1 protein-coding gene (running past one end of the window) is annotated in these 17,759 nt (G+C 73.5%); it reads right to left on the bottom strand.

The window, feature by feature from the left end; all coding sequences use genetic code 11:
- Window positions 1-17,759: the 5' portion of a hypothetical protein gene (locus tag BV907_RS03710; RefSeq protein WP_139346584.1), read on the bottom strand. The gene continues 14,326 nt to the left of window position 1, outside the view; the window shows 17,759 of its 32,085 coding nt (coding positions 1-17,759); it begins with the start codon at window positions 17,757-17,759; its stop codon lies beyond the left edge, outside the window.

The following is a 17,759-nucleotide window of genomic DNA, read 5'->3' as shown; positions in this document are numbered from 1 at the left end:
ACGCCGTCGCCCGTGCTGCCGGCCCCGCTCGGGCCGCCGATGCCCTCGAGCCTCTGGGTCCCCGTACCGGAAGTCAGCTGGAGGATGAAGCGCTGCACCCCCGTTCCGGCGCCGGTGAGGTTGAGGCCCTCGGCCCGGAAGATGTGCGGGTAGCCGCCGCCGTCAGTGATGGCGATGGCGGGACCGCCCGGCGTGTGGGAGAGCTTGAAGGTCGCCCCGGTGGACTCGACGACGTAGTAGCCGCGGCCGGTGTCGAGGAGGCCGATCTCGGCATCGCTCGAGCGCGTGAGCGTGTGGCGGACGGCGGCGTAGTCGGGCGTCGTGTTCGGCGTGAGGCTGATCGCGACGACCGCGGCGCTGCCCGCGGCGCCGTCGTCGTCCGCCCCTGGACCGCTCTCCGGCGTGCTGTCGCAGACGCCGTCCCCGCCGACCGAGATCCCGCGAGCGCGGCAGTAGGTCGATGCGAGCCGGACGTTCTGGCCGTCCACGCGGATCACGTAGTAGGTGCCGCCGCTGGTCAGGCCCCCGATGGCCTTGGCCGCATCCGCCGCCACGTAGGTGACGCGCGCCCCGCTCACGAGGCCGGAGTCGTCGAGGTTGCCGTCGCCGTCCGCGTCGCGGCCGATGAAGATGACATTGTTGTCCACCGGGTCGCACGGGAGCGGCGTGCAGTTCGCGACGTCGACGAAGCGGCTCGTGAAGACCCCGACGGGCGGGGGCGCGTGGTACGTGACGTAGGTGCCGTTCGCGAGGCTGCCCGGGAGCGTGTGGTTGACGCCGTCGACGGCGCTGCCGCTCACGACCACCTCGGGCGGGTTGGTCACATCGATCGCGGTGGACTGCAGCTTGAGGCGGGTCGCGTCGATCTTGTAGACCTTGTAGGTCCCGGGCGCCAGGCCCCCGATAGCCGCATCGATCGGCTGGTACACGATGAGGTCGCCGGTCTCGAAGTGGTGCGAGCGGCCGAAGTCGATGATGTCCGTGACGGGATCGACGGTGACGGACGGGTCCGCGAACGTGACCTCGAGGCCGAGCTGCAGGGTGTTGGCACCGGTGACGATGACGTTGATGCTGCGGCCAGCGAGATTCGAGGCGATGGCCGTCCCGCCGCCGGGCGAGTAGGCGACGAGCTGGCCCGTGTAGGCGTTGTGGACGAGCGTGAACGTGATCGTGTTGCCGGACACCGTGGAGGCGTCGAAGGAGCCGTCGCTCGCCGGTGGCGCCGGCTGGTTGTTCGTCGCGTTGATCGTGACGGCGCCGCCGAGGCTCGTGATGCGCGCCCCGCCGGTGACGAGCATCTTCACGGTCGCGTCCATCGAGGCGGTCGCACCGTAGAAGTTGAGGTTGAGCACTCCTCCATTGGTGCTCTCCGTGGTCGCGTCCGCGTCGTTCAGGCTCAGGGCCTGGGCCGTGATGTCCCCAGAGGCGATGATGACCGAAGCCGCACCGCCCAGCGTGGCCTGGACCGTGGGCGTCCCCTGGGCGGACGAGTTCGAATCGGCGATGGACAGGACCCCGCCGCCGGCGTTGTCCATGCCGGCCCACGCGGTGTCGTCGGCCTTGGCGAGGACGACGAGGGCTGCGGCGCCGCTCGTGCTCGTCACGCCGTCGAACACCCGGACGTGGCCGAGGAGGTTCGCCTCCGTCGTCCCGTCCGCCTCCGCCGTCGGGTCCGCGTCGGGAGCCGCGCTCACGAGGCCGCCCTGGGTGCGGGTGAAGGACGAGTAGGCGTAGTTGCCGGACAGGGCGCGCAGCGCCACCGTGCCCGACGGCGCCGCGAGCGTCGCGCCGGCCTCGACGGTCGCATAGACGGCCGCCTTGGCCTGGGCAAGCATCGTGACGTCGCTGATGGCCAGGACGAAGGAGATCGTGAGGGTCTTGGCCGCGGCCTCGACGACGTTGGCCTCGAGGAATGCGGTGCCGTCGTAGTTGTGGTGGGCCAGGACCGAGGCGCTGCCCGCCGTGCTGTGCGCGCGGCCCGTCCCGCTCACGGTGGCCCGGGTCTCGGTCGAGTCGACGGCCGTGACGCTGCCCGCCACTGCCGCCACGAAGCCGGCGATCTGGACCGACCTGTACGTGGCCGTGACGGCGATCCTCGAGTCGGCCAGGACGGTGACGTCCCCGACGGCGACGAGGACGCCGCCGACCCGGCTCGAGGTCGTCGCGGTGGCCTTGGCGTCGAGGTCCGCCACGGAGACGCCGGCGCCGATGCCGCCGCCCGCCGCGCGGCCCTGGATCCGCGGGTTCGCGCTGAGCCGGCTCACGACGTCGGCCTTCGCGATCGTCCCGGAGGTGCCGTCGAAGAATGCCTCGACCGTGCCGCCCGAGGTCACGGTGCCCTCAACGACGCCGATGCCGGCGAGGAGGCCCACGGCCGGGAGGGCGAGCGCATCGACCTGGGCGTCGCCGAAGGCCCTGCCGAGGACGGTCAGGAGGGTCGACGCCGAGACCTGCGTGCCGCTTCCGACGCTGGCCGCGACGGTGGGCGAGTTGGTCGCGTCGGAGAAGCCGCCCGCCACGCCGGCGGCGAGACCGATCGCCCCTAGGCTCACGCGGGCGAAGGCGGGGGCGACGGTGTTGGACGTGTCAAAGACGGCGTTGGTCTCGTCGTCGAGGGTCGCGAACGTGTAGTTCGGGGACAGGCCGTTGCCCGCCACGTCGACGTTGGCGCGGGCCTCGAGCCTGACGTTGCGCCCGGAGAGCGAGCCGCCGCCGGCGGTGAAGGCCTTGACGGTGGGAGTGAGGACCGCGTACGTCGACGTGAGGCCTGCGCTCACCCCGAGCGAGGCGCCGAAGCCCCTGGCGTCGGCGATCGCCGTCGCCGTCGTGGCCGCGACGAACGCCACGTCGCCCGAACCGTTCGCGGCGACCTGCGCCTTGTCGCCGAGGAACGCCCTGACCGTCGGCGACGACGTGGTCGTGACCTTCACGATCGCGGCGTCGATGGCGAGGCTGAACCCGGCGGCCGAGGACGTCGCGAGCGGGGACGACGTGTACGACGCCATGGCGGAGACGCCCGCGCCGGAGGTCGTCACCGAGGCCGGGTCGCCCGCGTCGGCGGCGAGGACGCCCTCGGCAGGGCCGATCCGGACGAGGACGTTCGTGAGGTCCTTGGCCTGGGCCTGCGACCCCGAGACGCCGGCGAGCTTGATCCCGATCGCGGCCGTGTTCGCCGTCGGGGTGCTCGTCCCGCCGGCCACGAGGGCCACGCTTCCGGCCGTGACGTCGGCCCGGTCGTCGATGAACGCGGCGATCGTGCCCTGGGTTGTCGCGACGAGGTCCACGAAGGCGACCTCGATGAGCGCCGCCGTCGTGCGGCTCGCGGTCGCCGAGGCATTGGCCGTCCTCGTCGCTGTCAGGACGGCGGCCCCGGATCCCAGGTCAACGGTCTCGTCGAACCCGATGTACGCCTCGGTCGTCCCGCCGACGCTCGCGCGCGGGCTCGAGTCGAAGCCGCCCGCGATGGTGATGCCGACCATCGCGGCCTCGGCCGTGGCATCCGGGGTGGCCGTGGCCGTGATCGTGAGCGAGCCGGCGGTGACCGTCTTGGAGTTCCCCACGAACGCGCGCGTCGTGCCGAGCACCTGGGCGTCGGGCTGGAGCAGCGCGACGGACAGCCCGCCGGCGGCGAGGCCACCCGCCGTCGCCGTCGCGTCGTCGTCGCTCGTCGCGCTCACCGTCACCGCGCCGGCGCCCACCTGCGCCCCGCCGAGGGCCGCCTCGGTGGTCGCGGTGACGTTCGCGAGCGCGTAGGCGACCGAGACGGCCACGATGCCGACGGCGATGATCTCCGAGGCGTCGGCGGTCGCCGTGTTGTGGCTCGTGGCGGTCGCCGAGGCGGAGGTCCCGTTGGACACCTGCCCGAGGTAGCTGGCCTTGGTGGAGCCGCTCACGGTGGCCCGCGGGAGCTTGACGTCGACGGTGCCGAGGCCGATGGTCGGGCCGTCGGACTCGGAGGTGGCGGTGTACGCGGAATCGGACGTGACGGTGAAGGCCCCGGACGTCCAGGCGGTGCCGGCGTCGCCCCCGGCGACCGTCTCCGCCGAGATGTCCGCGACGGTCTGGGTGCCCGAGAGGGCGAGGCCGCCGATGCCGACGAAGGTCGAGTCGGCGTCGGCCAGCATCGTCGCGTCGGCGTTGATCGTGATCGATCCGGAGCCCGCGACGGCGCCGTTGAGCTTCGCCCTGACGGAGCCCGAGACGGTGGCGTCGACCAGGACGAGGCCGCCCGAGATGCTGCCGGCGGCGATGCCGTAGACGGCGCCGAGGGCGTAGTTCTGCTGGCCGTTGTCCGGGTTGGCGGTGAGCTGCGCGTCGATCGTGATCGCGCCCGAGACGTCGACGCCCGCGCTGGAGCCGACGACGGCGTCGAGGCTTCCGCTCACGGTCGCGTCGGCCACGACGGCCGTGCCCGCGAGGCCGATGGCCGCGGAGGCGACCTTGGTGTCCGTGATGGCCTGGCCGTAGCCGCGCGCCCGGACCGTGAGGCCGCCCGTCTTGGTGGTCGTGGCGGGGATGTCGCCGTCGAACTGCGCGCTCGTGGGCCCCGCCGCGGTCGCGGTGCTGCGCTGGACGGTCACGGTGGCCCCGGCGCTGAGCCCGACGGAGGTCGACGTGGCACGGGCGACGTTCGCGCTCGTGGCGGCCACGAGGACGACGCCGGAGGGGGCGCTCACGACGGCGTTCGGCCGGACGAGGGCGTTCGTCGCCGCGGCGGCGGTCACCTCGGCCTCGGCGACGTTGACGCCGACGCCCGCGAGGCCGCCGACGCTCACGACGACGACGTCGTTCGTCGCCCGGTTCGAGCTCGTCGCCGTGACGGTCACGCCGGCCGCGCCGGCCGTCGCGTTGCCCTCGAGGGAGGCCTCGGTCGCCCCGGCGACGCGCGCCGTCGGCACGGACACCGCGACGCCGGCGAGGCCGCCGCCGGCCGCCATGCCCGTCGTCGTGATGGCGCGGTTCGACGACTCGGCCTGAAGGGTGATGCCGCCGGCGCTGGCGATGGCCTGGTTGTTGTCCGGGTCCGCCGAGCGCGCCCGGACGACGGCGGACGGGGTCACCTGGGCGTCCGCGACGCTCACGGCGATGCCGGCGAGGCCGCCGCCTGCGACGACGATGAGGTCGCCCTTGGCGTAGTTGGCACCCTTGGCCTTGACGAGGATGGACGACGACGCCGTCACGTTCCCGTCGAGGTCGGCCGTCACGGCCCCGCCCACGGTGGCCTGCGCGGCGAAGACGGCGGCCGTCCCGAAGAGCGCGGCGGCGACGTTCTCGCCCTCGGCGATCGCCTCGTTGCGGAGGTTCGCGCCCTTCATCTCGGCCGTGACGTTCACGGCGCCGGTCGACGTGATGGACGCGCCCGCTGCCACGCGCGCCGCGATGTCGGCCCCGGCGGAGACCTCGGCGCGGGCGACGGCGACGCTCACGCCCGCGCCGGAGATGCCGACGACGAGGACGTCCGCCCGGGCGTGGCTTGCGCCGATCGCGTGGACCGTCGTCGACGAGGAACCGCCGACCGTGCCGGTGACCGTCGCCGTCGTGTGCCCGGACACGGTCGCGATCGGGATCATGGCGGAGATGGCGGCGAGGCCGACCGTGACGCCCGGCGTGCTGGCCGTGGCGGCGTTGAGGGCGTCCGCCTCGACGAGGACCGCGCCGCTGGTCGTGACCGATCCGCCGAGGGCGGCCTCCGTGTCGCGGTCGCTCGTGGCCATGGAGAGGGTGAAGCCGACGGAGGCGCCGCCCCCCACCGCGACGTTGAGCGTATCGCCGTGGATCGTGTCGCGGTCGCCGACGGCCTTGACCGTGACGCCGGTGCCGCCGACGACGACCGTTCCGGTCGCGGAGGACGCCGCCCGGGTGAGGCCGCGGTACTCGATGACCGCGACGACGCCGCTCAGGGCCAGGCCCGCGCCTCCCACGACGCCGACGGCGAGCGAGGTCGGGTGGAAGTGGTCCGTCGCGACGACGCTGATGCCGCCGACCGGCCCGTCGGCGCCGATCGCGACGGCGCCCACGAGGGCCTTCGTGTCGCCGCTGACCCTGATGACGGAGACGGCCGCGCCGAGGGCGCCGGCGGCGAGCGTGATGCCCACCGCGTAGCCCGCGATCGTCTTGTCGGCCTCGGCCGTGACGTCGATCAACGTGCCGGCGCGCGTGATGGCAGCCCCGTCGTCGATGTGCGCCGTCTGCCTCGACGTGTCCGTGACGACGAGGACCTGCCCTGCGATCGCGACGGCGCCGACGGAGCCGGTCACGGCGATGACCGTGACGTCCTCGTCGAGGTCCGCGTGGACCCCGACCGTCCCGGCGGCGCTCACGGTGGCCGTGCCGTAGATGCCGGCGTCGACGGTGCCGGCGATGGTCAGGATCGCGATGCCCGCGCCGATGGCCCCGGCACCGCCGGCGACGGCGCCGGCCAGGACGAAGACCTCGACCTCCTCGTTCGCGCGGACCCTGACGCTCCCGAGCTTCGAGTGGACGGCGCCGTAGACCCCGGCGGAGGTCCCCGACGGCGGGGCGGGCTGCGTGAACTGGTCGGATGCCGGGCTCGTGGCGCTGTAGGAGCCGCCGACGCTCGCGTCGGAGCCGGCCGCGCCCGAGAACACGCGGAAGCGGTAGTCGTTGTCGGCGTTGGCCCAGTGGGCGGTGTCGACGCTCGGGTTGGCGCCCGAGACGAACGTGCCCGTGGCGCGGTAGTAGTGCCCGTTGAAGGTCACGTAGTCGCCCGCGGTGTAGGCGGCACCGGAGACGAAGGCCGGCGTCGAGTCGGCGGGCGCGCCGTCGAGGGCAGACTTCCAGCCGTCCTTGACGGCGTACCACGTCGTGCTGCTCTCCGGGTCGGCGGCCCCCGCGACGATGTCCGCCGTCGCCTGGTACCGGACGCCGTTGAACGTGACCTGGTCGCCCTTGGAGTAGGCGACGGCGTTGCTCCACGCCGGGGCCGGGGCATCGCTGCCGTTGCCCGAGGCCACCTGGTCGGCCTGGTGCTGGCCGTTCGTGCCCTCGCCGTTGGTCGCCGTCGTCGGGACGTCCTTCTTCCATGCGAGGGGGCTCGTGTCGGGCTGCGCCCCGGTGCTGTTGGACCGGGCGACGTACGTGTCGCCGGCGTGGGTGACGACGTCGCCCGTGGTGTACGGGGTTCCGGCGTTCCACGCGCCCCGGTTCGGGCCGGTTGTGTCCGTCGAGTAGCCGGCGGTCGGGGCTGTGCCGATCGACCAGACGGAGACGGCGCCCGCGACCCCGACGAACCCGCCGCCGATGCTCACGGCGTAGGACTGGACGTTCTTGACGGCGAGGGCGTTCACCGAGACGTCGGACTGGGCCCAGACGTCCGTGCCAGCCGCGAGGTAGGCCGTGACGCTGATCGAGGCCACGCCGATGTCGATGCCGCCCGAGGCCCCCACGAACCCGCCGGCCACGCCGCCGGCGAACGTGAGCGAGTCGAAGAGGTCCGTGGCGGTGACGGACACGCCCTGCGCCGCGTTCACGCCCGCGACTATGTCCCCCGCGTCCTTGTTCACGGTGGTCCCGAGGTCGAGGTAGGCGAGGGTCGTGACGGTGAAGATGTTGACGCCGATGTTTGCCGTGACGCCGACGAACCCGGCGCCGATGCCGGCGACGAGGCCGAAGAGGCGCTCGGTCGAGTCGGCCTGGACGGCCAGGCCCCTGACGACGGCGGTCGGGAACTGGCCCCCGGTGATCGCGCCGGTGCGGACGCCCGCGAGGCCGGTGCCCTGGGCCCTGACGATCACGGTGTTGTTCGCGCCGAGGTAGGCCTTGGTCTCCTTGGTCACGACGGCGACGCCGACCCCCACGCCGACCCCGACGTAGCCGGCGGCGATCGAGGCCGTGATGAGCAGGAGCTTGGAGTCGGAGTTCGCAAAGACGCCGACGTTGCCGTCCGCGCGGAGGGTCACACCGGTCCCAGTGCGGGCGTAGGTGTACTCGTCGATGACGGTCACGCCGACCGTTCCCGCGACGCCGACGGTGCCGCCGCCCGCTGCGGCGTTGACCGAGATGACGGCGTCGGCCGCGCCCGAGCGGATCTCGATGCTGCCACGGGCGTTGACGACGGCGCCGCTGCCGACGGACGCGTCCGTCGTGAGGTCGACGACGCGGACCGCCGCGGATGCGCCGACGCCGGCGGTCCCTGCCACGGCGACCGAGGCGGCGATGCCGAGGGTGCGGAAGCTGTTGACGGCCGAGACGAGGACCGACTGCGACGCCGAGGCCGACGGGTCGTTGGCGGCGCAGGCCGCGTCGCCGTCCGCGCAGTTGATCCTCGCCCCGGAGCCGATCGTCGCCGTCGTCTGCACCGTGACGACGGCGACCGAGCCGGACAGGCTCACGGCTGCAGTCCCGGCGCCGCCGGCGGCGATGCCGATCGAGCCGAGGTAGTCGCTGTTGGTCGCTGCGACGGCGACGCCGCCGAAGCCCGTGCGGCTCGGCGCGGTGACGGTCTGCGGCCCGGTCTCGGCGGCGTTGCCGGCGGGGAGCATCCCTGAGGGGACGAAGCTGTGGGAGCGGCCGGTGCCCGTCGACGTGAGGTCGATGGGGGTCACGGGCTGCACGCCATCGGGGCAGTCCGCCGCGAGGCCCGTGGCCTGGCACTTGGTGGCCGCGACCTGGAAGTGCGAGGGGTTGGCGTCGACGACGTAGTACGTGGCACCGTCGACGAGCCCGCCGATGGCCGTCCCGCCGCCCGCGCTGTAGACGACGGGGTCTCCGACCGCGGGGACATGGCCGGCGGGGAAGGTGTACGGCAGGACGAGGTGGTTGCCGCCCACGTGGACCGCGTAGTCCGCGGTGAAGCGCAGCGACGCATCGGCGGCGACCCCCGGCTGGGTCGTGGCGACGAAGCGGTGGTTCTCGCCCATGACCGCGCCGGCGGGCAGCGTCAGCCCGCACACGAGGTCCGGGTCGGCGCAGGTCGGGCTCGCCGGCGGGCCGCGCTTCCGGTACAGGCGGATGTCGGTGGCCGAGACCGGGATGACGTAGTACGTCCCGCCGTCGGCGAGGCCCGCGATGGGCGTGCCGCCGCCGGCGTCGTAGATGACCTGCTGGCCGAGCTCGAAGCCGTGGCTGTAGCCGAGGCGGATCGTCATGCCGTCGGCCTGGAGGCCCGAGGTGCCGAGCGGGAAGGGATTCGGGAACGGCGTGGGCCAGCCGCCGAGAGATCCGCGCGGATCGAAGCGGATGTCCGTCCCCGTCACGGTGTACCCGCCCGCGTTGACCGTCGAGTGGTTGATGTGGCCGGGCAGCGCGAGGGCGGTGACGCGCGCGCCGGCGCCGATGAGGGCCGACGTCGTCTTCGTCACGACCGGCACGGCCACGCCGGCGCCGACCGCGGCGGTGCCCGCGACCGAGATGTTGCCGGCCACCGTGAACAGCGTCAGGGACTCGTCCGCCGAGACGATGACGTTGCCGCCGGCCCGCACGTCCGCGCCTGCGCCGATCGTCGCCGTCGTCGTGATGTCGATGACGGGGACGGCGACGTTGACGTTCACGGCCGCGGTTCCCCCACCGCCGCCGCCAACCGAGATGGACGTGAAGTCCTCCGTCGAGACCGCCTCGACCACGACGTCGCCGTTGGCCCGGACCGTCGCGCCGTCGCCGATCGACGCCGCCGTGGTCTTGTGGATCGATTCGACGTCGACGCCGACGCCGACGCCGGCGGTGCCGCCGACCGCGAGGACGCCCGCGAGGGCGAGCAGCTCGGTCGCGTCGGTGGCCCGGACCACGACGTCCTGGGTCGGCTCGCTGCTCGCGTTGGTGCAGGACGGGCCGGCGCAGTTGACCGCCGCGGAGGCGCCGACTCGCGCCGTCGTGTGGTCCGAGAGGACGGTGACGGTCACCGAGCCGCCGACGCCCGCGGACTGCCCGCCGGCGCCGCCGACCGCGAGGAGCATGAGGTCGGACGTCTGCGCGGCCTCGATCAGGAGGTCGTCGCCCACACGGACGTCGGCCGCATCGGCGATCGACGCTTCGACGTCGCTGTCGCGCACGACCACGGTCGCGGAGGCGCCGACACCGGCGGAGCTCGTGGAGATGGCCAGGTTGCCCGACGAGAGGTCCGCGTGGGACGTGCGGGTGGCACGAAGGGTCGCGTCGCCGGCGACGTCGAGGACGCCGTCGCCCACGTGCGCGAGGACCTTCGGGGATCCGCCGCCCTGGTTGGCCACGAGGACGAGGACCGCGCCCGTCGCCGCGACGGATCCCGCGCTCGCCCCGCCCGCGACGGCAAGGACGAACAGGTCCTCGGCGGACGTGGCCTCGACGGTCACGTTCCCGCCGGCCCGGACCTGGGCGTCGTCCCCGATCCAGGCCCGGACGTTCGAGTTCGAGACCACGACGACGGCCGTGATGCCCACGCTGGCCGAGTCCTTGCTCGCCGCGAGCGCGCCTCCGATGTCGACGAGCCGGAGCGCGTCCGTTGCCCGGACCGTGACGGCCTGGCCGGAGCCGCCGATCGCGCCCTCCTGGTTCACGAGCGCGCCCTCGGCGATCCAGGCCCTCGTGTCGAGGCTCAGGATCTCGACGACGAACCCGCCGGTGACGGCCGCGCCGCCCGAGCTCGCGCCGCCCGCGATCGCGACGGACGAGAGCTTGAGCCATCCGACCTTGCCGGCCAGAGGCTTGGGGAGGTCCGGGACGAGCGGGTTGACGCTCGTGCGGGCCGTGACCGAGGTTGCGCCCGAGGCGTCGGTGCGGGTCTGGGCCATGGCGGCCGAGTCGATCCACGCCGTCGTGTCCACCTCGACCCAGTTGACCGAGAACGCGCCGCCGACGGCCGTGCCGCTGTTCGTGGAGAGGGCGCCGACGATCGCGAGGTTCTGGAAGCGGATCGGGGCATAGGCGCCGACGGCGATGCCGCCCGCGGGTGCGTCGAGCTCGGCGCCCGCGCCGACCCACGCGTTCGAGGAGATGAGCAGGATCTGGACGGCGGCGCTGCCCGCGACGGACGTGCTCTTGCCGCCCGCGGCGGAGAGCGACCAGACGATGAAGTCGTTGTAGTCGCCGTCGCCCGGGTTGAACGGGTCGTCGTCGGCGTCGGGGGTCGGGACGCTGGCCTCGACGGTGATGCCGGTCTGGCCCGTGACGTGGGCCCCGGCGCCGATGCCTGCCTGGTTCGTCAGGTCCTGGACGTTGAGGCCGATCGTCGCGGCGACGCGCGTGCCGTCCTTCTGCAGGTCGATCGCGGAGCCGAGGGCGAGGGCGCTGGCGCGCGCGAGGAGGGTCGAGCGGACGGTGACGGCGCCCGCCGTCGCGGTGACGGTGCGGTTCGCCGCGATGCGCGCGTCCGAGGTCGCGACGACCCAGTTGACCGCGAGGGCCGCGGCGACGCCCGTGCTCGAGCCGGACGTCCCGGACTGGCCGCTCTGCTGTGAGTTCGCGCCGTTCGCGCCGTTGGAGCCGTTCGTGCCGCCACTCGAGCTCGGCATCGACGAGGTGGAGGACTGGGTCCCGGCAGTGTTCGGGTTGGAGCCGTTGACCTGGCCGTTGGCCTTCGAGTCGCCGCTCGAGTCGCCCTCGTCGGAGCCCTTCGCGCTCGCAACCGACTTCGCCTCGGTCGTGACCGCAGAGACGGCGAGGACCTCGACGGCGGTCCCGTGGGTGTCGCGGGCGATCTCGGCGAGCGTGTCCCAGCCCACGACGGCGTTGATCGCGAGGTCGATGCCGACGGCGGTCGACGTGCCGGCGGCATCGGCGTTGCCCTCGGTGAGGATGCGGCCCGCGTGGGCGGCGCGGACGGTCACGGCGCCGGTCCCGGCGTACCCTGTGGCGGCCGTGCCGAGGCGAGCCGTGACGGCGTCGTCCACGCTGACCACCATCGCGAGGACCGGGGTCACGCCCGTCTTGCCCTCGGAGCCGCCCTCGGCCTTCGTGAGCATCTCGCGGAAGCCCACGGCCAGGAGGGTGAGCGAGGTCCCACCGGTCAGCAGGGCCGTGTCCTCGGCCTCGGCCCGGACTGCATTGGCTGTGCCTCCGGCACCGACGATCTGGATCGCGACGGACGCCCCCACGCCCGTCGCGGAGCCCACCTCGGCCTTCGCGGTCGCCGTCGCGCGGTCGAGCTCGTTGGCCCTCGCGGAGATCTCGACGGCGGCGGAGGAGAGTGTCGCGGACGCGCCGGCTTCGAGCACCGCCCGGGTCGTGCTGCTGAGGATGTTGAGGGCGAGGGCGCCGGCGATCCCGACGCTCGTGGACTTGCTCGCGCCGGCCCGGGCCGTCGCGACGACCTCGTGCTCCCAGAGCCGGAACATCTGGTCCGCGACCGGGCTCGCGGGGAGGGCATCACCGTCGGTGAGTGTCGCTGCGGCGGCCTTGAACTCCCACGTGTGGTCGTCCTTGCGGCGGTAGAAGCCCGCGGCAAGGGAGCCGTCGGCCTCGGTGAGGTGGAACCAGATCCCCTCATCGATCGTGTCCCGCGGCAGCTCGACCTTCTGCTTGACCGCGTAGCGCGTGACGAAGGCCCAGGCCCCGGACTCGCGCTTCCAGATGCTGCCGGCGGGCTTGCCGTCCTTCACGGCGGCGAGCCAGTAGTAGTCGCCGTCGGATGCCGAGCCGGGGAGCGCGGCGACGGGCTTGGTCTTGTCCGCCTGGGCGAGGGAGATGTCGGTCGTGAGGTTCCAGGTCGTGCCGTCGAATGTGTAGAGGCCGTCGTTTCCGTCGGCGGTGCCGTCGCCGTCAGAGTCGCCGCCGTTGGTCGTCACGAAGTACACGTCGTTCTTGGTCGGCCCGGGGAGCTGCTTGCCCTCCTCGACGATGACCCATTCCTTCGCGGCGTCGTCCCAGCGGCGGATGACGTCGTTCGTGTCGCCGCCGCGAAGACCCGCCGCGAGCACGAGGCCTGTGCCCGTGATGGTGGCGGTGCCCGTGAGGGCCTCGTTGACGATCGTCACGCGGTTGGCGGCGACGCCCGCACCCACGCCCACGGAACCGTCCGTGGCGGAGTCGCCCTTCGCCTCGGCCTTGACGTCCGTGTTCGCCAGGCTCTTGACGGTCACGACACCGCCGGAGGCGATCGTCGTGCCGTCGCCGAGCCAGGCCCGGGCAGTGCTCGTGACGAGGTTGATCGCGATGGCGCCGGCGATCGAGACCGAGTTGCCGCCGTCGTCGTTCGTCGCGGCCTTCGGGGTCGAGGACTCGGTGGTCGAGCCGCCGTTCGCGTTGCGGGAGGCGTTGGCCTTGCCGAGGTTCGCGTCGGCCTTCTGGTTGACGTCCTTGCCGCCGCCGTCCTTGCCCTCGGAGGGCGAGGCGCCCTTCGTGGCGGCCTCGGCGAGGGTTGCCGCGTCGACGCTCTGCGTCGCGGTGAAGCTCACGGCCCCCGTGGCGGTGATGCTGCGTGCGCTGCCCGAGTCGGCGACGACGTTGTCGAGGACTGCGAGGGCGAGCGAGACGCCGATGCCCGCGGTGCTGCCTGCCTGGGTCGAGCCCTTCGCGGTCGTGCTCGCGGTGACGGTCTGGGTGGCCGCGGCGGTGACGCTCGCGGCGGTGAGGGGCGCCGTGCCCGCGGGCGCGGTGCTCGCGCCGAGGGAGGCGCTGGCGGTGAGGGTCGCGAGGGTGATCGCGACGGCGGGGACGATCGTGACGCTTCCGGACTTTCCGCCGGCCTCCGCCTCCGTGGTCAGCGTCGCGACCTGGGTGGCGGTGATGCTGAGTGCGCCGACGCCGATGAGCGGGGGGCCGCGGGTCGGGTCGAGGACCTGGTCGATGCCCGCGTAGACGCGCGAGGTGATGAGGTTGAGGCCGAACGCCGCGCCGATGCCGGCCGTGCCGGTGCCGGACTGGCTCGCCTTGCCCGAGGCCTTGTGCGTTGCGGCCGACGCCGCCGTGAGGGCGACCGCGCCGCTGCCCAGGATCTCGATCCAGGGGACGGGTGACGGCGCGGGGCCGGGCGTCTGGTCGGCGTGGATGACGGCGAGGGTCCTCTCGTCGACGAGGTTGAGCGCGAACGCGCCGGCGATGCCGAGGGTTCCGCTGCCGTCCGTCGCGCCGGCCTTCGCGGTCGCCTCGAAGGCGTGGACCGTGTCCGCGGCGACGGGCTTGACGGTGGCCGAGAGCGTGAGGCCGCCGGCCTTGACGGACGCGCCGACGCCGACGCTCGCCTCGTTCACGAGCGTGACCCGGTTGACGGCCAGGCCCGCCCCGACGCCGACGCTCGTCGCGCCGGTCGAGGTGCCGTCAGCGACGGCCTTCGCGTCGGTGTTGTTCGTCGTCGTGAACGAGACGGGGCCGGTCGCCTCGAGCGCGGCCGCCGGGGCCAGGAGCGCCGTCGTGACGCTCGTGACGAGGTTGAAGGCGATTGCGGCGGCGACGGTGACGGCGGTGCCGTCCTCGTTCTGCGCGGCCGGGGTGCTCGAGTCTCCGGAACCGCCGCTCGAGCGCGAGGAGGCGTTGCCCAGATGGCCGTCGGACTTCTGGTTCGCGGTCTTGCCCGTGCTGTCGCCGCCCTCGTCGGGCGCGCCCGCGGCGGAGGCGGTCGCCGTCGTCGACGTCGTGGAGACGCCGTGCGCCGCCATCGTGACCGAGCCCATGACGTCCGCGTCGCGGTAGAGGGAGGCATCGGCCTCGTGCGTGGCGGAGGTGAGCGCGAACGAGACGGTCGCCCCGAGGCTCGCGCCGGCGCCGGCGGTCGTGGCTCCGGTGGCGGTCGTCGTGGCCTTGGCCGTCTGGTCGGCCGTCGCGGTGAGGGCGCCCGCCGTCGTGAGCTTGGGGCCCGCCAGGATCGAGGCGATGGTGCTGACGTTGTGGATCGCGATGCTCGCAACGCCCGTGAGCGATGCGGAGGAGCCGCCGCCCGCGCCGCCCTCGGTCTCGGTCGTCGTCTCGTCCACCCCCGTCGCGGCGAGAGTCAGGTTCCGGATGCCCGTCGCGGCCGCGTCGGCGGCGAGGCCCGCGCGGACGCTGACGTTGACGATGCTCAGGGCGACCGACGCGCCGACGCCGACCGAGCCGGCCTCCTGCTTCGCGCTCGCCTTGGCGTGGTTCTTCTGGCTGCCCCGCGCGGTGAGGGCGACGTCCGCGGCATTGAGCGTGGTGCCCGCTCCGCGCAGCTCGGCGGCCGTGTCGGCGGTGACGGCGGTGACGGCCAGCGAGCCAGCGATCGAGGCGCTCCCGCTGTTCTTCTTGCCGGAGACGGCGGTGGCAGTGAAGGAGGAATCGCCTGCGGCCGGCCCCGTGGCCTCGACCGTGAGGCCCGAGGTCTCGAGGCCGGTCCCCGCGCCGATGAACGCCTCGGTGAGCAGATCGACGATGTTCACGGCCACGCCGATCGCGAGGCCGAACCCGGTCGAGCCGCCGCTGCCGTCGGTCGTGCCGGCATCCGCCGTCGTGGCCACGGTGTTCTTCGCGGTGGCCTTGACAGACTGGGCGCCGGTCGTGTGGATCTTCGCGCCGGAGACGTGGGCCGTAGTGCCGGTGCTGAGTGCGGAGACGGCGAGGGCGCCGGCGACGCCGATCGCGCCGTCCGCCGTCGACGACTGCCCGTTGGCGCGATCCGGATCGTTCGCGTCCTTGTTGTTCTGGGTCGCGCCGCCCTTGCCGGCGTTCGAGCCCGCCGTGAGGTTCGCCTCCTGCTCGGCGAGCACGGCCAGGGAGGCGGCTGTCGTCGGCGTCGTGCTCGCCGAGTCGATCGAGGCGCGGGTGGTCTGGTCGAGGTGGACGACGGCGATGCCCGCGCCCGCCGCGGCATCCTTCGCGTCGGCGACCCCCTTGAGGGTCGCGGCGTTCTTGGCCAGGACCTCGAGGGCGCCGGTGACCGCCAGCCGAGCGGTGCCGGTCACGGCGCTGATCGCCGTCGCGGTGACGGTCAGGAGGGCGACGGCGGCATCGAAGCTCGCGCTGCCGTCCGAGCCGGCGGTGCCCTCGTCCTTCGCGGCGTCCGAACCGGGGGTCGCGGCGGCGTCGACCGCCGACGTCGAGGTGATCGTGGCCTTGCCTCCCGCGGTGACGACGGCCGAGCCGCCGACCGTGACCGTCGCGTCCGAGGTGATGACTGCGGCGTCGCCGTACTTCTTCGACAGGGTCACGGGGCCGACGGTCGAGGTCGCGGACAGGAGCGCGTCGGCGGTCGTCGCCGTGACCTGGGCGGCGCCGAGGATCGAGACGGCGGCCTTCGCGTCGACGACGACGGCATACGCCGTCGCGTGCGATGCATCCGGCGTGACGGTCGCGGTGGCCGTGAGGGCCAGCGTGTCCGCCGTGATGCTCCCGCCGTCGACCGTGACCGAGGCGTCCGCGCAGTGCGTCGCGAGAGTGAGGACGCAGCCGAGGCTCGGCCCGCCCGTCGCGGAGGCCGCGGCGGTGAGCGTGACCTCGGCTGCCGTCACCGCGGCGCCCGAGGCGACCGTGATCTTCTCGACGTTGATCACGAGCTTCGCGCCGAGGAGCGTGATCGCGCCCGTGAGCGTGATCGTGTCCGCGCCGTCACCGCCGTTGATGGTCAGCGAAGCCGACGGCGCCGTGAAGTCCGTCTGCTCGAAGCTGCCATTGAGGCTGCGCAGCCGCAAGCCGCCGACGATCTCCTCCAGCACGGCCTCGTCGTCGGTCCCGCTGAGGGTGAAGACGATGTCCGTGGCCGTTCCGGCGTTCGTGATCGGCTCGATGTTCGCGTAGACGACCGTCGTCGCGCCGAGGTGCAGGGTGCCCGAGCTGCCGTTGACCGGGAGCGAGTGGATGCTCCCGCTGCCGACCGTGACGAGCGTGTCGAAGCCCGCGGCCCCGTCGAACGAGACCGTGAGTGCCGCGTCCGCGCCGCTGCGGTCGAGCGTGAAGACGTCGTCCCCGGCCGAGCCCAGGACCTCGATGGCCGTGAGCCCCGCGAGCGCGCGGGTCGTGTACCCGGTCGCGTCGGAGCCGAAGCTCGCGGTGCCGTCCGCGTGGAAGGCGAGGGTCGCCGTCGTCCCCGGCATGGCGAGCTGCCAGACGGTGGTGGGAACGGCGGACGCCGTGGCAGCGGACTCACTGGACCCAGCGGACTCACTGGACGGGGCCCCCGTCGCAGATCCCTGCGCCGAGATGGGGGCCTGTGCCGCCGAAGCGGGGGCCTGTGCCGCCGAAGCGGGGGCCTGTGCCGCCGAAGTGGGGGCCTGTGCCGCCGAGGTGGGGGCATCGAGCGCGGGCGCAGGCTCAGCGGCCGGCTCGACGGCGGGCGCCGGCTCGGTCACCACCGGCTCGTTCGCCACGGGCTCCGCCGCGGGGGCGGGCTCGGCGAGCTCTGCCGGGGCCGGGGTGAGGCTCGTCGCGTAGCGCTGCTCGCCGGGGAAGAGCACCCGGCTCATGAGGTCGCTGCCGCCCTCGAGGTCCGGCAGCCCGAGGACGTGCCCGAGTTCGTGGGCCACGACGGTCTGCAGGTCCATGCGGTTCGGCTCGGCGCTCCCGACGCTCCAACCCCAGCCCGCGGCCGTGGCGTCCACGGTGACGGTCGTGCCGGACGTGATGGCGAGAGTCGTGCCGGGGAGGTCCGCGAGGACGAAAACGGCGGCATCCACATTCTGGCCTGGCCAGAGTGCGGCTGCCGCCGGGAGGACTGCCTGGATGTCGCCGTACCCGATCGGGGTGCCGTCCGGCACCGCCGGGAGCGACCCCGCGTCCTGATGCTCGCCCACGGGGTCCAGCTGCGGGTACCCCATGGTGGCCGTGCGCGCGGCTTCCGCCGCCGTGGATCCCGGGGCCGTGAACGTCAGGACCATGCACAACGACGCGGCGGCGGCGATGAGCCGCCTAAGCGTCCGTTGCAGCACAGTCCAGAGCAC

The sequence above is a fragment of the Sinomonas mesophila genome, from assembly GCF_001999765.1.
Lineage (GTDB): Bacteria > Actinomycetota > Actinomycetes > Actinomycetales > Micrococcaceae > Sinomonas > Sinomonas mesophila.
The sequence above is the reverse complement of the archived record's forward strand: the minus strand, read 5'-3'. Positions and strand labels throughout refer to the sequence as shown.